This window comes from Nocardiopsis alborubida, from assembly GCF_012396365.1.
In the GTDB taxonomy this organism is placed as follows: Bacteria; Actinomycetota; Actinomycetes; order Streptosporangiales; family Streptosporangiaceae; genus Nocardiopsis; species Nocardiopsis alborubida.
In genome coordinates, this window is sequence record NZ_JAAXPG010000008.1 from 68991 (window position 1) to 91799 (window position 22809).

Annotated in this window: 21 protein-coding genes, 5 tRNA genes and 1 pseudogene; 21 read left to right on the plus strand and 6 right to left on the minus strand. The window is 72.3% G+C overall.

All coding sequences use genetic code 11. The features are described from left to right. Positions 1-7: 7 nt before the first annotated feature. The 4 genes from HGB44_RS10400 to HGB44_RS10415 all read left to right on the plus strand — a co-directional run bounded on the left by HGB44_RS10400 (position 8) and on the right by HGB44_RS10415 (position 4749). Positions 8-2101 carry an acetyl/propionyl/methylcrotonyl-CoA carboxylase subunit alpha gene (locus tag HGB44_RS10400; RefSeq protein ID WP_061078960.1) on the plus strand — a complete coding sequence of 698 codons (2094 nt, stop codon included), beginning with the start codon at positions 8-10 and terminating at the stop codon, positions 2099-2101. Continuing rightward, complete coding sequence (locus HGB44_RS10405; protein WP_061078959.1) at positions 2098-3255, plus strand: acyl-CoA dehydrogenase family protein; 1158 nt, start codon at positions 2098-2100, stop codon at positions 3253-3255. Before HGB44_RS10400 ends, HGB44_RS10405 begins: the two co-directional genes overlap by 4 nt. Before the next feature lie 595 nt (positions 3256-3850). After that, complete coding sequence (locus HGB44_RS10410; protein ID WP_061078958.1) at positions 3851-4495, plus strand: hypothetical protein; 645 nt, start codon at positions 3851-3853, stop codon at positions 4493-4495. A gap of 92 nt (positions 4496-4587) precedes the next feature. Continuing rightward, positions 4588-4749: a hypothetical protein gene (locus tag HGB44_RS10415; RefSeq protein WP_168444002.1), complete on the plus strand. Its 162-nt coding sequence runs from the start codon at positions 4588-4590 to the stop codon at positions 4747-4749. A gap of 98 nt (positions 4750-4847) precedes the next feature. Here HGB44_RS10415 and thrS read toward each other — a convergent pair whose 3' ends face one another. Then, a complete protein-coding gene (thrS, locus tag HGB44_RS10420) occupies positions 4848-6821 on the minus strand; it encodes a threonine--tRNA ligase (RefSeq protein ID WP_061078957.1) in 1974 nt (657 codons plus the stop codon). Between the two features lie 517 nt (positions 6822-7338). On the opposite strand from thrS, the gene HGB44_RS10425 reads away from it, so the two are divergent. After that, positions 7339-7677, plus strand: coding sequence for a PGPGW domain-containing protein (locus HGB44_RS10425; protein ID WP_061078956.1), 339 nt, complete (start codon positions 7339-7341; stop codon positions 7675-7677). Between the two features lie 208 nt (positions 7678-7885). Here HGB44_RS10425 and HGB44_RS10430 read toward each other — a convergent pair. Next, positions 7886-7959 (minus strand) — tRNA-Val (locus tag HGB44_RS10430). Positions 7960-8433: 474 nt separating this feature from the next. Here HGB44_RS10430 and HGB44_RS10435 point away from each other — a divergent pair. Further along, positions 8434-8856, plus strand: coding sequence for an SsgA family sporulation/cell division regulator (locus HGB44_RS10435; RefSeq protein ID WP_013154284.1), 423 nt, complete (start codon positions 8434-8436; stop codon positions 8854-8856). 100 nt (positions 8857-8956) lie between these two features. Here HGB44_RS10435 and HGB44_RS10440 read toward each other — a convergent pair whose 3' ends face one another. Further along, positions 8957-9799 (minus strand): aminotransferase class IV, encoded by an 843-nt coding sequence (locus tag HGB44_RS10440; protein ID WP_061078955.1) that lies wholly within the window; start codon positions 9797-9799, stop codon positions 8957-8959. Between the two features lie 385 nt (positions 9800-10184). Between HGB44_RS10440 and HGB44_RS10445 the strand changes: the two genes are divergently transcribed. The 6 genes from HGB44_RS10445 to HGB44_RS10470 all read left to right on the plus strand — a co-directional run bounded on the left by HGB44_RS10445 (position 10185) and on the right by HGB44_RS10470 (position 11508). Next, the gene (locus HGB44_RS10445; protein ID WP_013154286.1) at positions 10185-10616 is read left to right on the plus strand and encodes a roadblock/LC7 domain-containing protein; all 432 of its coding nucleotides are present in this window, start codon (positions 10185-10187) and stop codon (positions 10614-10616) included. A gap of 157 nt (positions 10617-10773) precedes the next feature. After that, positions 10774-10846: transfer RNA gene (locus HGB44_RS10450), tRNA-Gly, on the plus strand. A 70-nt stretch (positions 10847-10916) separates the two neighbouring features. Further along, positions 10917-10989: transfer RNA gene (locus HGB44_RS10455), tRNA-Gly, on the plus strand. Between the two features lie 47 nt (positions 10990-11036). Then, positions 11037-11108: transfer RNA gene (locus HGB44_RS10460), tRNA-Cys, on the plus strand. A 30-nt stretch (positions 11109-11138) separates the two neighbouring features. After that, positions 11139-11215: transfer RNA gene (locus HGB44_RS10465), tRNA-Val, on the plus strand. Between the two features lie 122 nt (positions 11216-11337). Next, complete coding sequence (locus HGB44_RS10470; protein ID WP_168444003.1) at positions 11338-11508, plus strand: hypothetical protein; 171 nt, start codon at positions 11338-11340, stop codon at positions 11506-11508. A 46-nt stretch (positions 11509-11554) separates the two neighbouring features. Here HGB44_RS10470 and HGB44_RS10475 read toward each other — a convergent pair whose 3' ends face one another. Then, positions 11555-12286: a GntR family transcriptional regulator gene (locus HGB44_RS10475; RefSeq protein WP_061078954.1), complete on the minus strand. Its 732-nt coding sequence runs from the start codon at positions 12284-12286 to the stop codon at positions 11555-11557. A 126-nt stretch (positions 12287-12412) separates the two neighbouring features. Between HGB44_RS10475 and HGB44_RS10480 the strand changes: the two genes are divergently transcribed. The 6 genes and pseudogenes from HGB44_RS10480 to HGB44_RS10505 all read left to right on the plus strand — a co-directional run. Next, the gene (locus HGB44_RS10480; protein ID WP_061078953.1) at positions 12413-13795 is read left to right on the plus strand and encodes an MFS transporter; all 1383 of its coding nucleotides are present in this window, start codon (positions 12413-12415) and stop codon (positions 13793-13795) included. After that, positions 13792-14829, plus strand: coding sequence for an L-idonate 5-dehydrogenase (locus HGB44_RS10485; protein ID WP_061078952.1), 1038 nt, complete (start codon positions 13792-13794; stop codon positions 14827-14829). Before HGB44_RS10480 ends, HGB44_RS10485 begins: the two co-directional genes overlap by 4 nt. Before the next feature lie 98 nt (positions 14830-14927). Continuing rightward, the gene (gene manD / locus HGB44_RS10490) at positions 14928-16139 is read left to right on the plus strand and encodes a D-mannonate dehydratase ManD (RefSeq protein WP_061078951.1); all 1212 of its coding nucleotides are present in this window, start codon (positions 14928-14930) and stop codon (positions 16137-16139) included. After that, positions 16136-17080, plus strand: coding sequence for a PfkB family carbohydrate kinase (locus HGB44_RS10495; RefSeq protein ID WP_061078950.1), 945 nt, complete (start codon positions 16136-16138; stop codon positions 17078-17080). Before manD ends, HGB44_RS10495 begins: the two co-directional genes overlap by 4 nt. Further along, on the plus strand, positions 17077-18531 hold the full coding sequence (locus HGB44_RS10500) for a mannitol dehydrogenase family protein (RefSeq protein WP_061078949.1): 1455 nt from the start codon (positions 17077-17079) through the stop codon (positions 18529-18531). The genes HGB44_RS10495 and HGB44_RS10500 overlap by 4 nt, the downstream gene beginning before the upstream one ends. Next, positions 18528-19211, plus strand: a pseudogene (locus tag HGB44_RS10505) (bifunctional 4-hydroxy-2-oxoglutarate aldolase/2-dehydro-3-deoxy-phosphogluconate aldolase); the annotation flags it as partial. The gene HGB44_RS10500 and the pseudogene HGB44_RS10505, both read left to right, overlap by 4 nt. Here the strand turns inward: HGB44_RS10505 and HGB44_RS10510 are convergent. After that, entirely contained in the window at positions 19133-19717 is a 585-nt protein-coding gene (locus HGB44_RS10510) for a hypothetical protein (protein ID WP_082768215.1), read from the minus strand. The pseudogene HGB44_RS10505 and the gene HGB44_RS10510 overlap by 79 nt on opposite strands. Positions 19718-19900: 183 nt before the next feature. On the opposite strand from HGB44_RS10510, the gene HGB44_RS10515 reads away from it, so the two are divergent. The 3 genes from HGB44_RS10515 to HGB44_RS10525 are packed head-to-tail and all read left to right on the plus strand — an operon-like array spanning position 19901 to position 22142. Further along, on the plus strand, positions 19901-21379 hold the full coding sequence (locus HGB44_RS10515; RefSeq protein ID WP_061078948.1) for an MFS transporter: 1479 nt from the start codon (positions 19901-19903) through the stop codon (positions 21377-21379). Then, on the plus strand, positions 21376-21951 hold the full coding sequence (locus tag HGB44_RS10520; RefSeq protein ID WP_061078947.1) for a TetR/AcrR family transcriptional regulator: 576 nt from the start codon (positions 21376-21378) through the stop codon (positions 21949-21951). The genes HGB44_RS10515 and HGB44_RS10520 overlap by 4 nt, the downstream gene beginning before the upstream one ends. Positions 21952-21986: 35 nt before the next feature. After that, the gene (locus HGB44_RS10525) at positions 21987-22142 is read left to right on the plus strand and encodes a hypothetical protein (RefSeq protein ID WP_168444004.1); all 156 of its coding nucleotides are present in this window, start codon (positions 21987-21989) and stop codon (positions 22140-22142) included. Between the two features lie 30 nt (positions 22143-22172). On the opposite strand, the gene HGB44_RS10530 is transcribed toward HGB44_RS10525, so the two are convergent. Further along, entirely contained in the window at positions 22173-22655 is a 483-nt protein-coding gene (locus HGB44_RS10530; RefSeq protein ID WP_061078946.1) for a hypothetical protein, read from the minus strand. Between the last annotated feature and the right edge of the window lie 154 nt (positions 22656-22809).

The following is a 22809-nucleotide window of genomic DNA, read 5'->3' on the forward strand; positions in this document are numbered from 1 at the left end:
GGAACCCTTGACCACAACGCCACGAGGCCCGGCTCCCGCGACGGTGCTCGTCGCCAACCGGGGCGAGATCGCGCTACGGATCCTCCGCACCCTCGACCTCATGGGGATCGGCTCGGTCGCGGTGTACACCGACGCCGACGCCGACGCCCCGCACACCCTGGCCGCCGACCTCGCCCTGCGCGTGGACGGTTATCTGAACGTCGACGCGATCGTGGCCGCCGCCGTGGAGGGCGGCGCCACCATGGTGCATCCGGGCTACGGCTTCCTGTCCGAGAACCCCGGTTTCGCACGTGCGTGCGCCGACGCCGGACTGACCTTCGTCGGTCCGCCCGCCGAGGCCATCGAGGCCATGGGCGACAAGATCCGCGCCAAGGACACGGTGGCCGCCGCGGGCGTGCCCGTCCTGGGCGGGTTCACCGAGAAGCCCGGACGACCTCTGGACGACGACGCGCTGCTCGACGCCGCGGCCGGAACCGGCTACCCGCTGCTCATCAAGCCCTCCGCCGGAGGCGGCGGCAAGGGTATGCGCGCCGTGCACTCCCCCGACGAACTGGCGGCCAGTGCCGCGGCGGCCCGGCGCGAGGCCCTGGCCTCCTTCGGCGACTCCACCCTCCTGGTGGAGCGGCTGGTGGAGCGGCCCCGGCACATCGAGGTGCAGGTCCTGGCCGACGGCCACGGCAACGTCGTGCACCTGGGCGAGCGCGAGTGCAGCCTGCAACGCCGCCACCAGAAGGTGGTGGAGGAGGCGCCCTCCCCGCTGCTCACCGACGACCAGCGCGCCACCATGGGCGAGGCCGCCGTGGCCGCCGCCCGCTCCTGCGGATACGTGGGCGCGGGCACGGTGGAGTTCATCGCCGAGACGGGCGCGGACGGCGAGCTGTCGTTCTCGTTCCTGGAGATGAACACCCGGTTGCAGGTCGAGCACCCGGTCACCGAGGAGGTCGTGGCCGTGCGCGGCGAGCGCGGCATCGACCTGGTCGAACTCCAGGTGCGGGTGGCGATGGGCGAACCGCTGCCCTTCGCCCAGGACGACGTGTCCTGGCGCGGGCACGCCGTGGAGTCGCGTATCTACGCCGAGGACGCCGACCGCGGGTTCCTGCCCACGGGCGGTCCGATCCTGTCCCTCACCGAGCCCTCCGGCCACGAGGTCCGGGTGGACTCGGGCATCGCCGAGGGCGGGGAGATCACCTCCGTGTTCGACCCCATGCTCGCCAAGGTGATCACCTGGGGGCCGGACCGGGCCGAGGCGCTGCGTCGGATGGACCACGCCCTGGCCGAGTACCTGCTGCTGGGATGTGTCACCAACACCGCGTTCCTGCGCCGCCTGCTGCGCCACCCGCGCGTGGTGGCCGGTGACCTGAGCACCGACCTGATCGGGTCCGACCCGCCCGAGCCCGCGCCCGAGTCCCTTCCCGAGGAGGTCTACGCGGCGGCGGCCCTGGACCACCAGCTGGACCTGGAGGGACCCGCCACCGCGGACCGCTTCGCCGTCCCCGACGGGTGGCGCATGGGCGAACCGGCGTGGACACCGTGGCGGCTGCGGGCGCCCCGGCACGATCCCGCGGCCGTGCACGTGCGGCGTGTGGGCCGGGACACGTACTGGGTGCGGGTCGGCGCGGGTGAACCCGTCGCGGCCCGTGCCCGCCGCTCCCCCGGCAACGACTGGCTGACCGTCACCTACGCGGGTCGCCGCCGCACCTACAGACGCGCCGACGACCCGGCCACGGGGCACCGGTGGCTGGGGACGGGCGGCGCCGCCTGGAGTCTGCACGAGGAGCCCGTCGCGGCCGCGCTGCGCGAGGACGGCGCGGCCGCCGACGGGACCGTGCGCAGCCCCATGCCCGGCACGGTGCTCTCCGTCGCCGTGCGGGCGGGGCAGGCGGTGAGCGCGGGGACCCCGCTCGCCGTCGTGGAGGCCATGAAGATGGAGCACTCCGTCACCTCCCCCGTCGACGGGACCGTCGCGACCGTGGCGGTGCGCCCCGGCGCGTCCGTACCCATGGACGCCGTCCTGGTCACCGTCGAACCCGTCCGGGACGCGTCCGCCGGCACCCCGTCGGACGCGCCCTCCCCCGCCACCAGCGAGGAGTCGCACGCATGAACCGTCACCAGCTCTCGACCGAGCACGCCGACCTGCGGGCCGCCGTGGAGGAGTTCGCCCGCACCGAGGTCGCCCCCGTCATCGGCGACTACTACGAGCGGGAGGCGTTCCCGTACGAGATCATCGCCAAGATGGGCCGGATGGGCCTGTTCGGGTTGCCCTTCCCCGAGGAGCACGGGGGCATGGGCGGCGACTACTTCGCCCTGTGCCTGGCCCTGGAGGAGCTGGCCCGGGTGGACTCCTCGGTGGCGATCACGCTGGAGGCCGGGGTGTCGCTGGGCGCGATGCCGATCTTCCGGTTCGGCACCGAGGACCAGAGGAGGACCTACCTGCCGCGGCTGACCTCCGGTGAGGCCCTGGGCGCGTTCGGGCTGACCGAGCCCGACGGCGGGTCCGACGCGGGCGCCACGAAGACCACGGCCCGTCTGGAGGACGGCCAGTGGGTGATCAACGGGACGAAGTCCTTCATCACCAACTCGGGCACCGACATCACCGCGCTGGTGACCGTCACCGCCGTGACCGGGCGCCGGGAGGACGGGCGGCCGGAGATCTCCTCGATCCTGGTGCCCGCGGGCACGCCGGGCTTCTCCGTGGGGCAGAAGTACTCCAAGGTGGGGTGGAACGCCTCCGACACCAACGAGCTGGTCTTCGAGGACTGCCGGGTGCCCGAGGCGAACATGGTCGGTGAGCGCGGACGCGGGTACGCCCAGTTCCTGCGGATCCTGGACGAGGGCCGCATCGCCATCGCCGCGCTGTCGGTGGGCCTGGCGCAGGGCTGCGTGGACGAGAGCGTGCGCTACGCCCACGAGCGGCACGCCTTCGGCAACGCCATCGGCAGCTACCAGGCGATCCAGTTCAAGATCGCGGAGATGGAGGCACGGGCGCACACCGCGCGGCTGGCCTACTACGACGCGGCCTCGCGCATGCTGGCGGGCGAGCCCTTCAAGAAGGAGGCGGCGGTCGCCAAGCTGGTGGCCTCCAACGCGGCCATGGACAACGCGCGGGACGCCACGCAGGTGTTCGGCGGGTACGGGTTCATGAACGACTACCCCGTGGGCCGCTTCTACCGGGACGCCAAGATCCTGGAGGTGGGCGAGGGCACCAGCGAGGTGCAGAAGATGCTCATCGCCCGCGAGCTGGGCCTGCCCGCCTAGGGGCTGTCGGGGGGAGCACGGGCGTCCGCGCTCCGGACGCGTACGGCCCCCGGGAGCGCTCCTCCCGGGGGTCTTCCCGCGCCCGGGCCCGGTCAGCGGAGTACCCGCGTGCGACCGACGCGGCCCTGACCGGGTTCGGAGGCGCAGGGCCAGTGCCACCGCGGCGGCGATCCACGCGTGAGGTCGGTTCCGGCACGGACGGGGCGAACCGTGGCCGGTTCCGGACAGTCCTCACCCTCCGTGTCCGCCGTATGACCGCGCACCGTCGGGGCCGCGGAGGCGGGAAGGCCCGTGTGGCAGGCGAAGGAGGGTCCCCGAGCCGCGCGGAGGACGGCGTTCGCGCAGGTGGTGACCGGCTGGGGACGCGTGGTGACGGTGATGCCGCGCCCTTTGCGGGTAGACCGTCGGCGGACGCCGCGAGGCCGCGAACCCCCAGCGTCACCGCGGAACAACAACAAGGGGTGACAAGCACCCGAAATCAACACAGAATGGACCCGTACGGCCAGCACGGGTCCCTGACTTTCCCGACCCGGCCTGCTCAGGATGGGCCCGCCGCGGGCCCACGGCCACCCCACATCCCCCAGCCGGAGGAGACATGGAAGGCGCCCTGTCTGTGATCGCGCTGGTCGCCGTCGTCATGTCGGCCGGCACGATCGCGGTCGCCGCGCACTTCCGCAAGGAACGCTCCACCGAACTGCGCGGGTGGGCGCGTGAGCGCGGGTGGACCTACACCGAGCAGCTCCCCAGCCCGCTGGGGGAGGCCGTGCTCCCCCGCGCCGCCCTCGGGCCGCACCCCCGCGCCCAGCACGTGCTCACCGGCCGCCGGGGCCAGCACCTGGTCGTCGCCTTCGAGCAGACCCACACGGCGGGCAGGGGCACCGAGCGGGTCCGCCGCGTCCACCGCGTGGTGGCCGTACGCACCCCCGGGCCCAACGCCGAACTGCAGATACTGCGCAGGCGGGACCTGGACGCCTGCGACGACGACTTCGCCGGCGCCTTCCACACGTCGGGCAGCGATCCCGCGTTCACCGGGGCGGTGCTCGACAACGTGGTCACCAGGTGGCTGCTGACCGATCCCAGGTCACGGTCCCTTCCCGTACGCTTCAGCGGGGACTACGTCCTCACGTGGGCGGCCATGCGGCTGGATCCCGACCGGGCCGTGACCGCCGCCGACTACCTGATCGCCCTCGTGGAGCGGGTCCCCGCCGAGGCCTGGAAACGGCGCGCCCCCGGCCGCTGAGCGGCCTTACGCGCACGTCCGGGCATCCGGCCCCGCCCCATGAGGCGGATAAAATTCGCCTTGCCCCCGTAGCAACAAGGAGTACCGCCCTCATGAGTGACCCCAACGCGACGCACCGCATCTCGCGCGCGGACCTGTTCCGCGACGACGAGGAGGAGACCAAGGCCCCGGACCCCAACGAGACCGCGCGCATCTCCCGCGCGGACCTGTTCCGCGACGAGGAGGAGTTCCAGGCGCCCGGCGAGCGGCGCTGACCCGAGACGGCGGAGCGCCCACCCGGTTGCCCCGGATGGGCGCTCCTCTCGTGTGCGGCCCCGAACCGAAGTGGAGCGGAGGCCCCGGAGAACGCTGTCTAGCGGCGCTCGCGGACGGCGGCGACGATCTCGGCCACCGCCTCGTCCAACGGCACGCCGTTGTTCTGCGAGCCGTCACGGTAGCGGAAGGACACCGCGTTCTTGCTGACGTCCTCGTCACCGGCCAGCAGCATGAAGGGCACCTTCTGCTTCTGGGCGTTGCGGATCTTCTTCTGCATGCGGTCGTCACTGGCGTCCACCTCGACGCGGATGCCCTCCGCACGCAGCCTGGCGGCGAGCTCGCGCAGGTAGGGCACGTGCTCGTCGGCGATGGGGATGCCGACCGCCTGCACCGGAGCCAGCCAGGCCGGGAACGCGCCCGCGTAGTGCTCCAGCAGGACGGCGAAGAAGCGCTCGATCGAGCCGAACAGGGCGCGGTGGATCATCACCGGGCGCTGGCGCGAGCCGTCGGCCGCGGTGTACTCCAGGTCGAACAGCTCGGGCAGGTTGAAGTCCAGCTGGATGGTGGACATCTGCCAGGTGCGGCCGATGGCGTCCTTGGCCTGCACCGAGATCTTGGGGCCGTAGAAGGCGGCGCCGCCCGGGTCCATGACCAGTTCCAGGCCCTGCTTCTGCGCGGCCTCGCGCAGGGTCTCGGTGGCCTCCTCCCAGACCTCGTCGCCGCCGACGTACTTCTCCGGGTCCTTGGTGGACAGCTCCAGGTAGAAGTCGTCCAGGCCGTAGTCGCGCAGCAGTTCGAGCACGAAGGTGAGCAGCGAGTCGAGCTCGTCCGCCATCTGCTCCTTGGTGCAGTAGATGTGCGCGTCGTCCTGGGTGAAGCCGCGGGCCCGGGTCAGGCCGTGCACCACGCCCGACTTCTCGTACCGGTACACGGTGCCGAACTCGAACAGGCGCAGCGGCAGCTCACGGTAGGAGCGCCCGCGCGCGTCGAAGATCAGGTTGTGCATCGGGCAGTTCATCGGCTTGAGGTAGTAGTCCTGGCCGCCGTCGAGCTGCATGGGGGGGTACATCCCGTCCGCGTACCAGCTCAGGTGCTGGGACTTCTCGAACAGGGTGCTCTTGGTGGCGTGCGGGGTGTAGACGAACTCGTACCCGCTCTCCTCGTGCCGCCGGCGCGAGTAGTCCTCCATGACCCGGCGGACGGTGCCGCCCTTGGGGTGGAAGACCGCCAGACCCGAGCCGATCTCGTCCGGGATGGAGAACAGGTCCAGCTCGGAGCCGAGCTTGCGGTGGTCGCGCTTCTCGGCCTCCTCCAGGAAGGTCAGGTGGTCCTTGAGGGCCTCCTTGCTCTCCCAGGCGGTGCCGTAGACGCGCTGCAACTGCGGGTTGGTCTCCTTGCCGCGCCAGTAGGCGGCGGCGGTGCGCATGAGCTTGAACGCCGGGATGACGCGGGTGGTGGGCAGGTGCGGCCCGCGGCACAGGTCCTTCCAGCACAGCTCGCCGGTGCGCGGGTGGACGTTGTCGTAGATGGTGAGCTCACCGGCGCCCACCTCCACACCGGCGCCCTCGGCGGCCTCGGTGGCGCCGCCCTTGAGCCCGATCAGCTCCAGCTTGTAGGGCTCGGTGGCCAGCTCGGCGCGGGCCTCCTCGTCCGAGACGGCACGGCGGTCGAAGCGCTGCCCCTGCTTGACGATCTGCTGCATCTTCTTCTCGATGCTCTTCAGGTCGGCGGGGGTGAAGGGCTCGGCGACGTCGAAGTCGTAGTAGAAGCCGTTCTCCACGGGCGGGCCGATGCCCAGCTTGGCCTCGGGGAAGAGCTCCTGGACGGCCTGGGCCAGCACGTGCGCGGTGGAGTGGCGCAGGATCGCCCGGCCCTCCTCGGAGTCGATGGCGATCGGCTCGACGACGTCGCCCTCGCGCAGTTCCCGGGCGAGGTCGCGCGGCTCGCCGTTGACCAGCGCCGCGATGACGGTCCTGCCGTCGGCCTCCAGAGCCTGGCCCGCCGTAGTGTTCGCCGCCACCGCACGCGGGGTTCCGGCGAGGGTGATGTGCAGCTCAGGCGCGGCGGACACGGTGACTCCTAGGAAGACGTGGATCGATGTCGAACGCGGACCGGCCGCTTCGCGCGGCCGGGCGTGTACTCCCTCCCGATGCTAGCGGCTTCGGGGCGGGGCCGCCCCGGTCGTCCACAGGCCGCGCGGCCGCGCTGGCGGCGCGGAACACGTGGTGGGACGGTGGATTCCGGTGTCCGGCCCCGGCGCCCGGCCGGTGATTCGGTCAGGGATTCGGACTCTTCGGGGCGTACCCGCGTGAACTGCCCGGAGGCAGGGCAGAGAACCAGACAGGGACTGATCTGTCATGGAACGTCACCTTTCCAGGGGCTGTCCACACCCTTACGAAAGGCCATTGATCCCGCTGTCGGGATCGGTGAGAATCAACAGATGCCCTGGCTATCGCCCCCAGTCGACCCGAATGCATCCACTCGCTTCGACCGAATACTGTGAGCGCATGTCACCGAGCCCCACCAACGACCCGTCGGCCCCGGAGACATCCCCCACCCGCCGCATCCGCGCGCGCAGGTGGCGGAGGATGCGAGCGCGGCTGCGCCTCTTCCGCAGGCGCATGCACACGCACCCCGCGCTGCGCCTGCCCTGGAGCGTGCTCGTGGGGACCGTCGGCGTCGTCGTGATCCTGGCCGGGTTCGTCATGATGGTCGTTCCGGGCCCGGGCCTGGCCTCGGTCATCCTGGGACTGGTCATCCTCAGCACCGAGTTCCGGTGGGCGCAGAAGGTGGTGCGGCCCGCCCAGGTGTGGTTCCACCGCGCGGAGCGGTACGGGATGCGCCTGAAGGAGGAGTTCCTCCGGCGTCTGCGCGAGCGCAGGGCCGTGCGGCGCGGACGTCCGCTGCCGGACAGCCCGTCCGAGTAGGCCCCGTCCCGCCGACGGCCGTCCGCACCGTCCCGACGGGGCCCGCACCGCCCGGACGCCTCCGGGCCCTCGGCGGCCCGCGGTCGGGCCTCATGCCGCGCCCCCGCCCCGCCGAGGCACCCGCGCCGTGTCCCGCGAAGCACCCGGGAAACGAGAAACGGCCCCATCGGGGGTACCTACCCCCGAGTGGGACCGCCTCAGAGCCGTGTGGGCGATACTGGACTCGAACCAGTGACCTCGTCGGTGTGAACGACGCGCTCTAGCCAACTGAGCTAATCGCCCTGAGCTGCCTGCCTGTCCGCCCTGTCGGCCGGACAAGTAAGACTCTAGCGCACGTTCGGGGGTGCTCGGCGCACACGGAACCGCTCAGCGAACACCGTGTCATATGACGGAGGTCACACCAACCTTCCGAGGGGATCCCCGGAGTGTCCGCACCCGCCCCCGATCCCCGCAGTGATAAGGAGTTCCCGCCCCCGTGGACCCGTCGAACACCACCCCTTCATTACCTCCGCGTGACGTGGGACACCCAACATTGGGAAATCTTTGGTTTGTCCTGGTCATTACAGTGACGAAGGATCGTGGCGCCGCACCGCGGCACGCCGGGCCCGTCGCACGGGCGGCGAGACCTCCGGTCCCACCCACCAAGAAAGCCTCCGTACTCACGTCATGTTCCGCGGGAAGCCGCGTTGGAGCCCGTGAGACGGCAACCGACCCGCGCCGCAACAGCAAGGCCGGACGAGAAAAGGTTTGGCGAACATGAACAGTAGCGACACCACTGCCACCGCCGAGCTGGGCCTGCGGCTCGTGGTCCCCGAACGCACGGCGGTCCCTCTGGTCGCGCGCCTGGACTACAGCGCGGACGACCCCTACGCCATACGGGTCGCCTTCCACACCGGCGAGGACAACCCCGTCGAGTGGATCTTCGCCCGCGAGCTCCTGACCGTCGGCATCGTGCGCCCGGTCGGCGAGGGCGACGTCCGCGTGTGGCCCTCCAAGGACGACAACGGCGACCGCAGTGTGAGCATCGCGCTCTCCTCCCCCTTCGGACAGGCCGAGTTCGACACCCAGGTCTCTCCCCTGGCCGAGTTCCTCCACCGGACATACGAGATCGTCCCGGCGGGCCAGGAGGGCCAGTTCGTGAACCTCGACGAGGAGATCCAGCAGCACCTGCACTCCTGATCCGCGGGCCCCGGGGCCTTTCGCGGAGCACTCCCGACGGCTGAGGGGGCGGCGCACCACGCGCCGCCCCCTCAGCCGTGTCCGTCCCCGGCGGCGGGGATCAGGGGTCGATGTCGGCCGCGGAGCGCTCCGCGAACACCGACGCGGCCTTGGCCGTGACCGGGCCGGGCCTGGCCGACACCGCGCGTCCGTCGACGTGCAGGATCGCCTGCACGTCGCGTCCGGTGGAGGTCAGGAAGGCCTCGGTGACCTCGGGGAGGCGCTCCATGGGCACGTCCTCCTCCTCGCCCCCGAACCACTCCAGGACGAGTTCGCGGGTGATGCCCGCCAGCGGGCCCGCCGACAGCGGCGGGGTGAGCAGCCTGCCGTCCAGCACCACGAAGACGTTGCTGCCGGTGCCCTCGCACAGGTTGCCGCTCACGTTGCGAAAGAGCGCCTCGCTGGCGCCCCGCTGCTTGGCGTGGGCCAGGGCGCGCACGTTGTCGGCGTAGGAGGTGGTCTTGAGCCCGGCCAGGGCCCCGAACTCGTTGCGCGGCCAGGGGGCCGTCGCCACGTCGGCGTGCGGGGCGATCCCGGGGAAGGGGCCCAGGGCCACGATGGCGGTCTGCTCGCCCGGGGAGCGGTCCGAACCCAGCGGTCCGGCTCCGTCGGTGACCGTGATGCGCACCCGGGCGTCGGACAGCTCCGGGTTGGCCGCCACCGCGCGGGCGACGCCGTCGGCGATCAGCTCCAGGTCGGGCTCGGCCATGCCCAGCCCCTCCGCGGAGCGGGCCAGCCGCCTGAGGTGGCGGGTGAGGGCGAAGGGGCGGCCTCCGCGGGCCCGCACCGTCTCGAAGACCCCGTCACCCACCGTGATCCCGTGGTCGACCACGGGAATGCGCGCCTCGCTCTCGTCGACGACGGTGCCGCGGCCGTACCCGGCACCCGCGATCCACACCTTCATCTGCCACCCCCACGTTCTCAAGAGCCCAGGTAGGGCCGGTGTCTGCACGATCTTCCCACCTTGCCGGCGCGTCGTGGCCCGCTCCTTCCGTAACCTCCGTACGGCGGGTTGGCAAGTCCCGTGACCGGCACCGGCCGATGGTCTGGCGCTCTCGCCCGTTTTGCGGCGGTATCGCGACTGGTCACACGGCTCCACGTTCGGGGCGGCCCACCCGGAACCCGCCGTGGCGGCCGGACAGATAAGTTACGAATGACTATCATCTGGGCAACGCTTATGCGGGACCGGTGGCAGCCGAGTTCGGAGCCCTCCCCCAAGGCACCTCGGCGGCGGCCCGCAGTGCGCGTGTCCCAAGTCACGCACGACGACTGACAGAGCAAAGAGAGACATGACCCCACCGAGTACCGCCCGCGGAGAGCTCAGCTGGTTGCTGGACGATCTCCTCACGCGTGCCTCCGGTACGCAGCACGCCATCGTCCTGTCCACCGACGGACTCCTCATGGCCACCTCCAGCGGACTGGACCGTCCCGCCGCCGAGCACCTGTCCGCGATCGCCTCGGGGCTGCACAGCCTCGCGGGTGGGGCGAGCAAGCAGTTCGCGGCGGGCGGCATCCGCCAGAGCATCATCGAGATGGACCGCGCCTTCCTTTTCGTCGCCGCGGCCGGAGAGGGCGCCTGCATGGCGCTGATGTCGGACTCCGACAGCGACGTGGGCCTGATCGCCTACGAGATGAACAAGGTGATCGAGAGGGTCGGCCAGTACCTCTCGGCGCCTCCCCGACCCGACATGCCCTCCTCGCCGGCCCACGTGGAGAAGTAGCTCCCGCCGCCTCGGCGGGTCGGCGGGACCTGCCACGGCGGGGCACGCGTGTGCCCGGTGAGCCCGGCCGATTTCGCGCTTGGCCGGGAATCCGCTAGAGTTCTTAACGCAGCGAGGGGCGCTGACGGGGACGAACCCCGAAGGCAGGACTCGCCGCGCGGACGTGGCTCAGCTGGTAGAGCATCACCTTGCCAAGGTGAGGGTCGCGGGTTCGAATCCCGTCGTCCGCTCGAACGGAACCGTTCCGCCTCCCCAGGGATGCGGGGCGGTTCCGGTCCCGGAGTCCGTTCCGGGGCGCACGCGGACGTGGCTCAGCTGGTAGAGCATCACCTTGCCAAGGTGAGGGTCGCGGGTTCGAATCCCGTCGTCCGCTCGGAGAGGCCCGCATGGGTGTCACTCGACAGCCCCCCATCGCGTTCCGGCGGAGTGGCCGAGTGGTTGAGGCAAGGGACTGCAAATCCCTGCACACGGGTTCGATTCCCGTCTCCGCCTCGCAGCATGCTTCACCTCATCCCCCGATGAGGGCGGTTAGCTCAGTTGGTTAGAGCGCTACCTTGACACGGTAGAGGTCACAGGTTCGAATCCTGTATCGCCCACCATCCTCCAGGCCAGAGCACACGCTCTGGCCTGAGGTGTTTTCCGGGGCGCGACCGGGGCACCAGTGTGGTTACCCCCGCGACCGGAGGGTGCACGAACACCACCCCGACCCCCGGAGGCAACCGTGTTCGCCACCATCGCCGCCGTCCTGTTCGGACTCGCCCTGCTGCTGGAGCTGCTCGGCGAGAACATCCAGGACCTGGTCACCACCACGACCCTCGCCCTCGCCGGACTGCTGTTCCTCGCGCTGCACGCGGGGGGCCACGGCTCGGGATGGGGGCGCAAACGCCGGTGAGGTCCCGGGGCCGCCAGGGTCCCGGGGCTGACGACCCACGCGGCGGCTAGCGCAGCGAGGTCACGGTCCTGCGGACGGGACGGCGGGGCTGCCCGTCCGAGAAGAACTCCGGTGACGCGGCCCGGATCCGCCCGACGTCCTCGAACACCGCCCGCAGGTGGGAGCGCAGGGCCTCCACCGCCGTCCCGGTGTCCCCGGCCTCGATCGCGTCCACGACCAGCGTGTGCTGGTCCACCAGCTCCCCGATCGGACGCGTGTCGATCAGGCTCAGCCGCCGCGCCCGGTCCAGGTGGGCCTTGGCCGCGTTCACCGTCCGCCAGGCGCTCTCGTTGCCCGCCAGCGCCAGCAGCGAGCGGTGGAACTCCTCGTCGAGCTCGAAGAAGCGGTCGTGGTCGGCGCCGCCGCCCGCCTCCCGCTGCGCGCCGAGCAGGACGCGCAGGTCGCTGACGTGGTCCGCCGAGAAGGGGGGCCGGGCCTGGGCGAGGGAGGTGCACTCCACCGCCTCCCGGATGAACTGCGCCTGCCGGACGCGCTCGGGGTCCACGAGTGAGACGAACGTGCCGACCTGGGGATAGACCTCCACCAGCCCCTCCTCGCGCAGCAGGATGAGGCTCTCGCGCACGGGTGTGCGGCTCACGGCGAGTTCGGTGGCGAGCTCGTTCTCCGACAGCGGCGTCCCCGGCTTGAGCTCCAGGGTGATGATCGCGCGGCGGATGGTTTCCAGGGTGCGGTCCCGCGCGGACAGCAGGGGTCCCCCGGACCGGGTCTGGTCGGCCATGGGAGGCAGTCTACCGCCATTGACGCCGCTGGTATGGCAGTGCTTGTATGTCAATTGCCAACATGTTCACGTACGGTTTCCCCGATACTTCTTCGCAGGTGGAAGCCCTTCACAAAGGACCGGCCGATGACCGAACAGGCACCCCCCGCGCCAGCCGGGCAGGGGGAGCGCAGCACCCGGGACCTCACCAAGGCCTCCGTGTCCGGGTGGCTGGGGACCGCCATGGAGTTCATGGACTTCCAGCTCTACTCCCTGGCCGCCGCCCTGGTGTTCAACCAGATCTTCTTCCCCGACCTCAACCCCGCGGTCGGCCTGATCGCGGCGATGGGCACCTACGGCGTCGGGTACGTCGCCCGGCTCGCCGGAGCGGTCTACTTCGGCCGCATGGGCGACCGCCTCGGCCCCAAGAAGGTCCTGTTCATCACCGTCGCCCTGATGGGCGTCTCCACCACACTGATCGGTGCCCTGCCCACCTACCAGCAGGTGGGCCTGCTCGCCCCGATCCTGCTCGTGGGGCTGCGACTGCTCCAGGGCTTCGGCGCGGGCGCCGAGATCGCGGGCGCCACCGTGATGTTGGCCGAGTACGCCCCGGCGAGACGGCGGGGGTTCATCGCCTCCCTGGTCTGTCTGGGCACCAACTCCGGCACCCTGGGCGCCTCCGCGATCTGGGCGGTGCTGGTGTTCGCGCTCTCCGAGGAGCAGCTCCTGACCTGGGGCTGGCGCCTCCCCTTCCTGGCCAGCTTCCTCCTGCTGCTCCTGGCGCTGTGGATCCGCCTCTCCGTCAAGGAGAGCCCGGTCTTCGAGCAGCGTGAGGACCTCGTCGACGGTGTGGCGATGTCCCGGAGCGAACTGGCCGCGGCCGCGGTGGAGGAGGACAGGAGCGGTCTGGAGACCGCCCTGCGCCAGCGCAAGGGCCGCGCCTTCCTGCTCGCCCTCGGCCTGCGCTTCGGCCAGGCGGGCAACTCCGGCATCGTCCAGACCTTCCTCGTCGGCTACCTCAGCGCCAACCTGCTGCTGAACGACGCGGTGGGCACGTCCGCGATCGTCTACGGCTCCCTGCTCGGCTTCGTCACCGTCCCCCTGGTCGGCGTGCTCGGCGACCGCTTCGGACGCCGCCCCGTCTACCTCTTCCTGACCGTGGCCAGCATGCTGTTCGCCGTGCCCATGATGCTGATGATCGAGACCGGCGACACCGTGCTCGTGACCGTGGCGATGGTCGTCGGGCTCAACCTGTCGGTCCTGGGCCTGTTCTCCGTGGAGAGCGTGACCATGGCCGAGCTGTTCGGTGCGCGCACCCGGTTCACCCAGCTGGCCCTGGCCAAGGAGATCGGCGGCGTCCTGGCCACCGCGATCGGCCCGGTGCTGGCCGCCACGCTCACCGCCGCCACCGGCTCCTGGTGGCCGCTGTCGGCGATGATCATCACCTACTCCCTGATCACCCTCGTCTCCGCCTACCTGGCCCCCGAGGTGCGCGGACGCGACCTGGTCCGACTGGAGGACGCCGTATGAGGGCCGTGACCGTCCACGGAGCCGGAGACCTGCGCGTCGACGAGCTCCCCGACCCCGTCCCCGGCGAGGGGGAGGTCGTCGTCGCCGTGGAGTGGGGCGGGATCTGCGGGTCCGACCTGGCCTACTGGCGCCACGGCCGCTCGGGCACTGCCGTGCTGCGCGAACCCCTCGTGCCCGGGCACGAGATCGCCGGACACGTCGCCCGGGTGGGCCCGGGCGTGACCGGCGTCGAGGAGGGGCTGCCCGTCACCGTGCACCCGGCCGAGCTGGTCGGCGACGGGCGCATGCCGGAGCGGCTGGCCGGGCGCACCAACCTCTACCCGAGGGTGCGCTACTTCGGGTCGGCCGCGTTCTCACCGCACACCGACGGCGGGTTCTGCGAACTCAGGAAGGTCGCTGCCCGGCAGCTGCGGCCCCTGCCCGAGGGGGTGGACACCCGCAGCGGGGCGCTGGCCGAACCGCTCGCCGTGGCCTGCCACGCCGTCAACCGCGCGGAGGGCGTCGTGGGGGGCGTCGCGGGCCGGGACGTGTTCGTCAACGGCGCCGGGCCGATCGGTTCGCTCGTCGTCGCCGCGCTCCGGCACGCGGGGGCGGCGCGGATCACCGTCGCCGACGTCGGTCGGGCCCCGCTGGAGGTGGCCAGGGCCATGGGCGCCGACGACACGCGCGACCTCTCGCGCGGGGACGCGCTGCCCGAGGACGCCGAGCTGGTCTTCGAGGCCTCCGGCGCCCCGGCCGCCCTCGGCGGGGTCCTGCGCGCGACCGCGCGCGGCGGCACCCTCGTCCAGGTGGGCAACCTCCCCGGAACACAGGCCCCGGCCGCGCTGGGCGAGCTCGTCACCAGGGAGGTCACCTGGATCGGCTCCTACCGCTTCGTCGAGGAGATCGACGACGCCCTGGCCGCGATGGCCGCGGGCCTGGACGTCACCCCGCTCATGACCCACTCCTTCCCCGTCGGGGAGGCGCACGAGGCGATGCGGACGGCGGCCGATCCCGCCTCCGGCAGCAGCAAGGTCATGCTGCGCTTCGCCTGAGCCGTGCCGCGGACGCCTCCCGCTCCCTGCCCGGGAGCGGGGGCTCCCCGTGCCCTGCCGGAGCGGGCGCTTCCCATCCATCCCAGAAAGGGCATTCCGTGAAGATCACCGACGCACGTGTCGTCGTGTCCTCACCCGGCCGCAACTACGTCACCCTGGTGGTCGAGACCGAGGACGGCATCACCGGCATCGGCGACGCCACGCTCAACGGCCGCGAGCTCGCGGTCGCCTCCTACCTGCGCGACCACGTGTGCCCGCTGCTCGTCGGACGCGACGCGCGGCGGATCGAGGACACCTGGCAGTACCTGTACAAGGGCGCCTACTGGCGCCGCGGCCCGGTGACGATGACCGCGATCGCCGCCGTGGACGTGGCACTGTGGGACATCAAGGGCAAGGCCGCGGGCATGCCCCTCTACCAGCTCCTGGGCGGCGCCTCGCGTGAGGGCGTCCTGGTCTACGGGCACGCCAGCGGCACGTCGCTGGACGGGCTCTCCGAGGACTTCCAGCGCCACCTGGACCTGGGCTACCGGGCGATCCGCGTCCAGGCCGCGGTCCCCGGACTGGAGAAGACCTACGGGATCGCCCCGGCGGACGGCCGGATGTACGAGCCCGCCAGCGGCAACCGGCCCCAGGAGGACACCTGGGACACCCCGGCCTACCTGGACTTCGCGCCGGCCATGATCGCCCACGTCCGCGAGCAGTTCGGCTACGGCGTGCACCTGCTGCACGACGTGCACCACCGGCTCACCCCGATCGAGGCGGGCCGCCTGGGCGCGGCGCTCGAACCGTACCGGCTGTTCTGGATGGAGGACCCGACCCCGGCGGAGGACCAGTCCGCGTTCCGGATCCTGCGCCAGCACACCACCACCCCCGTGGCGGTGGGCGAGGTGTTCAACTCGATCTGGGACTGTCAGCAGCTGATCACCGAGCGGCTCATCGACTACGTCCGCGCCTCGGTGTCGCACACCGGCGGCATCACCCACCTGCGCCGCGTGTTCTCCCTCGCGGAGCTGTACGGGGTGCGCTCGGGCTCGCACGGCGCCGGGGACCTGTCGCCGGTCGCCATGGCCGCGGCGCTCCACCTCGACCTGGCCATCCCCAACTTCGGCATCCAGGAACACATGGGGCACACCGGTCCCCACGCGGAGGTCTTCCGCACCTCCTACTCCTTCTCCGACGGGTACATGCACCCCGGAGAAGCTCCGGGCCTGGGCGTGGAGTTCGACGAGGAGGCCGCGGCCCGCCACCCCTACGAAGCCAGGTACCTGCCGGTCAACCGGCGGCTCGACGGAACGGTGCACGACTGGTGAGCAAGCACGGACTGGACGTCGTCGTCCTCGGCGAGGTTCTGCTGGAGGTGGCCACCGACGCCCCCGTCGCGCACGGGGTTCCGGCCAGGCTCGGTGTCTCGGGCGACGCACTGAACGTCGCCGCGGCCGCGTCCCGGGCCGGGGCCAGGGTCGGTCTGGCCGCCGTCCTGACCGACGACGAACTCGGACGGGCCGTCGCCGACCGCGTCGCGGAACTGGACGTGTCCACCGACATGCTGCGCTTCCGCCCCGGGCAGCAGGGCGTGTACCTGGTGCACAGCGACCCCGAGGGCGAACGCGCCTTCTCCTACGCGCGCGCCGGGAGCGTGGGCTCGACCCTGTCCCCGGAGGACCTGGACGAGGAGGCGGTCGGTGCGGCGGGGGCGGTCGTGGCGGGCGGTATCGCCTGCGCGGTCTCCGACAGCGCGCGTCGGGCGGTCCTGGCCGCGGCGCGCCTGGCACGCAGGTTCGTGTTCGACCCCAACCACCGGCCGCGGCTGGCCTCGCGGGAGGAGGGCGCCGCGACCCTCGCGGAGCTGGCCCGGCACGCCCACCTGGTGACTCCCTCCCACCCCGGTGAGACCTCCGCCCTCCTGGACAGCGCCACCCCCGCGGAGGCGGCCCGACGCCTCCTGGAGGCGGGCGCCCGCAACGTCGCGGTGACCTGCGGGTCGCGCGGCGTCCACCTGGCCACGCCGGAGGAGGAGTCCTGGATCGACGCGGTCCCCGCTCCCCTGGTCCTGGACCAGACCGGCGCGGGGGACGTGTTCGTGGGTACCCTGACCGCGCGCCTGACCCTGGGCGACCCCCTCGCGGAGGCCGCGCGCCTGGCTGCCGCCGCGGCCAGCCTGAGCGTGGGCGGGCGCGGCGGAACCGGTTTCCTGCCGACCCTGGAACAGACCCGCGCGCACGCGCGGGGGAAGAAGGAGGCGACGCGATGACCCGGCTGGACCTGGCAGCGCTGCGGGCCGCGGGACGCGCCCCCGCCCTGGACCGCGCCGACCTGCGCACCGGGGTGGTCCACCTCGGGATCGGCGCGTTCTACCGCGCCCACGGCGCGGTCCTGACCGAGGAGGCCATGCTCGCCGCGGGCGAGACCGCCTGGGGCGTCAGCGCGGTGACCGGGCGCTCGGCCTGGGTGTGGGAGCAGCTGGCCCCGCAGGACGGCCTGTTCACGGTCACCGAACGCGGTGGGGGCGCCCGCCCGGTGCGGGTGGTCTCCTCCGTGCGCGAGACCCTGTCCGGCCCGGCCGACCCGTGGGCCGTGGTGGAGCGCATCGCCCACCCCGACACCCGGATCGTCACCCTCACGGTCACGGAGAAGGGGTACCTGGCGCACCCGGTCACGGGGCGCCTGGACACCGGCGACCCCCGGGTGCGCGCCGACCTGGACGGCGGCCCGCCGCTCACACCGGTGGGGCAGATCGCGCGCGGCCTCCAGCTGCGCCAGCTCCGGGACGCCGGTCCGGTGACCGTGCTGTCCTGCGACAACCTGCCCGACAACGGTGAGCTGACGGCCGCGCTGGTCGCCGATTTCGCCGACGCCCTGCCGGGCGCGGAGGGCGAGCGGCTGCGGTCCTGGGTCGAGGCGCACGCGGCCTTCCCGAACACGATGGTGGACCGGATCGTCCCGGCCACCACACCGGCGGACCTGGACGCGGTCGAGGCGGAGCTGGGCCTGCGCGACGAGGCGGCCGTGGTCGCCGAGCCCTTCCACCAGTGGGTGATCCAGGACCGCTTCGCCGGTCCGCGCCCGCGCTGGGAGGCCGCCGGGGCGACGATCACCGGCGACGTGCGGCCGTGGGAGGCGGCCAAGCTGCGCGTGCTCAACGCCAGTCACTCCCTGCTCGCCTATCTCGGCCTGTCCGTGGGCCACACGACGATCGCCGCGTGCGCCGCCGACGACGCCGTGTCCGCGGCGGCCCACCGTCTCGTCCATGAGGAGGTCCTGCCCTCGCTCACCCTGCCTGACGGGTTGGACGGCGAGGCCTACGCCGCATCGGTGCTGCGCCGGTTCGCCAACCCCGCGCTGGGCCACACCACCGCCAAGGTGGGGGCCGACGGTTCCCAGAAGCTCGGCCCCCGTGTCCTGCCCACGGTCCGGGACGTGCTGGCCGGGGGCGGTGAACCGCGGTGGAGCGCCTTGGTGGTGGCGGCGTGGATGCACCACGTCGCCACGGCCGGCCCCGGGGTGGAGGACCCGCTGGCCGACTCCCTGCGCGCGTTGCTGCCCGAGAGCGGCGGGGCTCGGGAGGTGGTCGCCGCGCTGCTGCGTTCGGAGGTCTTCCCCGGGGACCTGGCGTCCCATCCCGTGTTCACCGACCTGCTGGTCCACTGGTACGGGGTCGTGTCCGCCGGGGGCGGCGCGCTGGCGGCGGAGGTCGCACCGTGAGCGGAGGCGGCAGGAACGACGAAAGCAGCACGAGCCGCACGAGCAGCGGAAGCAGCACGAGCGGTGCGCGGAAGGGGAACAGCCGGAGCTGGGGGGACGACGGAGGCGACGGCATCGGGGCCGTGCTGGCGCTGTCGCCGGTTGTGCCCGTGGTGACGGTGGACTCCCCCGGACGCGCGGTCTCCCTGGCGGAGGCTCTGCTGGCGGGCGGAGTGGGCGTCGTGGAGGTCACCCTGCGCACGCCCGGCGCCCTGGACGCGGTCCGGGCGGTCGCGAGGGACGTTCCGGACATGGTGGTGGGCGCGGGAACCGTGCTCACCCCCCGCCAGGCCGACGAGGCCGCGGAGGCCGGGGCGCGTTTCCTGGTCACGCCCGGCACCACGAACCGGATGCTGCGCCATCTGGTCGCGAGTGGGATCCCCGCCCTGCCGGGGGTCGCCACCGTCAGCGAGGTGCTGGCCGCCCGCGAGGCGGGGATGCTCGCGCAGAAGCTCTTCCCCGCGTCGGTTCCGGGAATCCCGTTCCTGCGTTCGGTGGCGGGCCCGGTCCCCGACGTGGTGTTCTGTCCCACGGGCGGGATCACGGCCGCCACGGCCGCCGGCTACCTGGCTCTGGACAACGTGGCGTGTGTCGGCGGGAGCTGGCTGACCCCCGGGGACGCGGTCCGGGCGGGGGACTGGGCGGGACGCCTCCGTATGCGCCCCCAGGGCTTGAACACCGACAGGGCCATGGCCGCGGCGACCGCGGTGGTGGAGACCAGGGGCGGGAACAGCAGTGCGGAGCCGATCGCGAAGGACGTTCCCCCGGCGAGGGCGGTGCGGGCCTGGGCCGCCAGCGCGGTGACCTCGGGTGAGAGCAGCAGGACCACGAGGGTGAGCAGCACGGCGTTGGCCACCAGCTTGAGCAGGACCCACCAGTAACGGAGCAGCCCGTACCTGGTCCCCCATCCGAGGACGATCCCCGACAGCAGGGTGAGGGCGCCGACCGCGACCAGCGGCCACGTCGCGAAGGCCGCGAGGGCGACCGCGACGGAGGCGTCGTCGCCGCCGAGCAGCGCGGTGACCACGAGGACGCCCAGGACGAGGTCGAGCCCGAGCCAGCTTCCGGCCGCGGCGATGTGGGTCAGCAGGACGGCCTTGCGGGTGCGGGCCCCCAGACGCCGTCGGGGGGTTGTCATGGTGTCCATGCGGCCAGTATCCGAGCGGGGCCCGGAGACGGCGTACAGCCGAGGACGTATTTCGGTGTACGCAGACGCGCGGCCCGTGAGAAGGGTCGCAACGGGCGCGGACGCTTTGACCGCCACGGAGGCAACAGTGTTTACTCGACAGGGGTGAACGCCTGTTCACCCCGTACGTCACCTGGAGTACCCATGCCGTCCGCCCCGCGCCTGCCCTCTTGGGCGACCACGGGAGTCCTCACCCTCTGCGGCCTGATCGTCTCGTTGCAGCAGACCCTCGTCATCCCCCTGCTCCCGGACCTGCCGAGGATCCTCGACGTGTCCGCCGACGACGCGTCCTGGCTGGTCACCGCCACGCTGCTCACCGGCGCCGTGGCCACGCCGATCGTCTCCCGCATGGCCGACATGTACGGCAAGCGCAGGATGCTGCTCGTCTCCCTCGCGGTCATGACGGCGGGCTCGCTCATCGCGGCCCTGGGCGGCAGCTTCGTACCGATGCTGATCGGGCGCGCCATGCAGGGGTTCGGCGCCTCCCTGATCCCGGTGGGCATGAGCATCATGCGCGACGAACTGCCCCGGGAGAAGCTCTCGGGGGGTATCGCCCTGATGAGCGCCACCCTCGGCATCGGCGCCGCCCTGGGGCTGCCGCTGTCCGGCGTGCTCTACAGCGCGTTCGGCTGGACCTCCCTGTTCTGGTCGGCCGCGGCCGTCGGCGCCGTGCTCCTCGTGCTCATCCGCCTGCTGGTCGAGGAGTCCCCCCAGCGCTTCCCCGGCCGCTTCGACATCACGGGGGCGCTCGTGCTCTCGGTCGTCCTCGTGGGCTTCCTGCTCGCGCTGTCCAAGGGCTCTTCGTGGGGTTGGACCAGCGGTCAGACCCTGGGACTGACCGCGTTCTCCGCCGTCGCCCTCGTGGTGTGGATACCCCTCCAGCTGCGCACGCGCGAGCCCATGGTGAACCTGCGCACGGCCTTTCGCCGTCCGGTCCTGCTCACCAACGTGTCCTCGTACTTCGTCGGGTTCGCGATGTTCCTCAACAGCCTGGTCACCACGCAGGAGCTCCAGGTGCCCGTGGAGACCGGATACGGGCTGGCCCTGCCCGTGGCCGTCGCCGGACTGGCGATGGTGCCGGGCGGTCTGATGATGCTGGTGTTCTCGCCCGTCGCCAGCCGCATGCTCAACCGATGGGGCGGGAAACCGACCCTGGTGACCGGCGGGGCGATCATGGGCCTGACCTACCTGTGGCGGGTGTTCAACGCCGACACCGTGCTGGAGGTGATGCTGGGAACGATGTTGGTCAGCATCGGCACCGCCATCGCCTTCGCCGCCATGCCCTCCCTGGTCATGGCCTCCGCACCCCGGAGCGAGACCGCGTCGGCGAACGGGCTCAACACCCTGGTCCGGTCGCTGGGCACCTCCAGCGGCAGCGCCGTGGTCGCGCTGGTCTTCGCCTCGCTGACCGTGGACGTGGGCGGCACGGTGTTCCCCTCCGCCCAGGCCATGGACCTGTCCCACTGGCTCGGTGTGGCGTCGTGCCTGGTCAGTGTGCTGGTGGGCGCCTTCGTTCCGGGCCGTGCCCCCGCCGGTCCGGACACGTCCGGGACCGGGTCCCGTACGCTGCCCACCGGAGCGGGCGAGGGGCCCGCACACGACCGGCGGGAGGTGGAAGCGTGACCGGGACCGACAGCCGCGGCACCATCGTCGCCGCGGCGCGGCGGCTCTTCTTCGAGCACGGCTACAAGGGGGTGACCGTCCGCGACATCGCCGCCGCCGCGGGGGTCTCCCCCGCCCTGGTGATCAAGCACTACGGCAGCAAGGCCGAACTCTTCAACGAGGTGGGGCCGCACGAGATCCCCCTGGCGGAGCTGGACCTGCCCCGCTCCGCCATCGGCCGCGCCCTGGTGCGCAAGGTCCTCACCCGCCGCGAGCACGGCTCACCGGAGGGCTGGCTGGCCACCACCGCCCACGTGCGCGAGTCCCCCGCGCCCGAACGCTCCCGTGAGGAGGTGCGCACGAGACTCCTGGACAGCGTCGGCGCCCTGCTCGGGGACACCACCCCCGAACGCCGCTACGCCAGCGCCGTCTCCTGCCAGATGCTCGGCCTCGCCGAGGGCGTCCGCGTCCTGGGCATGTTCCCGGAGGAGGAGACCTCCCGGGAGGAGCTGCTGGACCTGTACGCCCCTCTGATCCAGCAGCAGGTCGACGCCTGCGCGCGGGCCTGCGCCGCCCAGCCGAGCGAGCCGTGACCTCTCCGGGGCCGCCGTCTGGTAAGCCGGACAGGGTGAACAGCGCAAGAGGGTTCGAAGGACAGGGCGAGAGCGAGTCACCGGACCGGGGGTCCGCTTCGCGGGAGAGGGTCATCCAGTGGCTCTGGCCGCTGGCGGCCGTGGTGGTCGTGGTCGTGGGCATGGTCCTCGGCTACGCGTTCTTCAGCTGAGCCCGTGGAGCCCTCCGGGTTCGGGCGGCCTCAGGCGCCGCCCGGGGAGGTGCCCGGCAGACGGGTGGCCACCCACTGGTCGTCGGAGTCGCGGCGCATCTCCAGGGGGCCGTGGTCCTCGCCGGGGTAGACCAGGGCGACCGTGGCGATGGGGACCTCCCCCTCCAGGTCGGTGTTCATGGTGACCTCGCCGACCTCCATGCCCTCACCGCCCCGGAGCGACTCGGCGTAGAGGGGGAAGGCCGCAGGGCAGTCCTCGGCCCCGTGCTCGTCGGCCACCACCGTGCGCGCGGCCTCGTCCATCAGCGCGCAGCCCGCCTCGCCGTCGGCGACCATGAGGGAGGCGAGGAAGCCCTCCGCCGCGCGCCGAACGTGGGTCTCGGCGTCCGGGTCCACCGCGGCGGCGCTCTCCTCGGCCCGACCCGCGGTCTCCTCCGGAGCCTCCTCGCCGGAGCAGGCCGTGGCGGCCAGGAGCAGGGCCAGCAGCGGGGCGGACAGCGGAGGTCGTCTCATGGCGGGCGCCTTTCGAGGGGGGCGGGGCGTCGTCCGCACCATTGTTACCGTATCGGCCCGCTCCGTGACCAGCGGTGTCCGCGCGGCCGGGTGCCATGGCGGGTTCGGGGTCGTCGACGGGGCCGGGCTCCCGACCATCACCGAAAGCCCGGCT

Bases quoted from the DNA above. Each gene is read 5' to 3' on its own strand.
- HGB44_RS10405 (WP_061078959.1), top strand. From the start codon at position 2,098: ATGAACCGTCACCAGCTCTCGACCGAGCACGCCGACCTGCGGGCCGCC.
- HGB44_RS10410 (WP_061078958.1), top strand. From the start codon at position 3,851: ATGGAAGGCGCCCTGTCTGTGATCGCGCTGGTCGCCGTCGTCATGTCG.
- HGB44_RS10415 (WP_168444002.1), top strand. From the start codon at position 4,588: ATGAGTGACCCCAACGCGACGCACCGCATCTCGCGCGCGGACCTGTTC.
- HGB44_RS10425 (WP_061078956.1), top strand. From the start codon at position 7,339: ATGCGAGCGCGGCTGCGCCTCTTCCGCAGGCGCATGCACACGCACCCC.
- HGB44_RS10435 (WP_013154284.1), top strand. From the start codon at position 8,434: ATGAACAGTAGCGACACCACTGCCACCGCCGAGCTGGGCCTGCGGCTC.
- HGB44_RS10440 (WP_061078955.1), bottom strand. From the start codon at position 9,799: ATGAAGGTGTGGATCGCGGGTGCCGGGTACGGCCGCGGCACCGTCGTC.
- HGB44_RS10445 (WP_013154286.1), top strand. From the start codon at position 10,185: ATGACCCCACCGAGTACCGCCCGCGGAGAGCTCAGCTGGTTGCTGGAC.
- HGB44_RS10475 (WP_061078954.1), bottom strand. From the start codon at position 12,286: ATGGCCGACCAGACCCGGTCCGGGGGACCCCTGCTGTCCGCGCGGGAC.
- HGB44_RS10480 (WP_061078953.1), top strand. From the start codon at position 12,413: ATGACCGAACAGGCACCCCCCGCGCCAGCCGGGCAGGGGGAGCGCAGC.
- HGB44_RS10485 (WP_061078952.1), top strand. From the start codon at position 13,792: ATGAGGGCCGTGACCGTCCACGGAGCCGGAGACCTGCGCGTCGACGAG.
- HGB44_RS10500 (WP_061078949.1), top strand. From the start codon at position 17,077: ATGACCCGGCTGGACCTGGCAGCGCTGCGGGCCGCGGGACGCGCCCCC.
- HGB44_RS10510 (WP_082768215.1), bottom strand. From the start codon at position 19,717: ATGGACACCATGACAACCCCCCGACGGCGTCTGGGGGCCCGCACCCGC.
- HGB44_RS10515 (WP_061078948.1), top strand. From the start codon at position 19,901: ATGCCGTCCGCCCCGCGCCTGCCCTCTTGGGCGACCACGGGAGTCCTC.
- HGB44_RS10530 (WP_061078946.1), bottom strand. From the start codon at position 22,655: ATGAGACGACCTCCGCTGTCCGCCCCGCTGCTGGCCCTGCTCCTGGCC.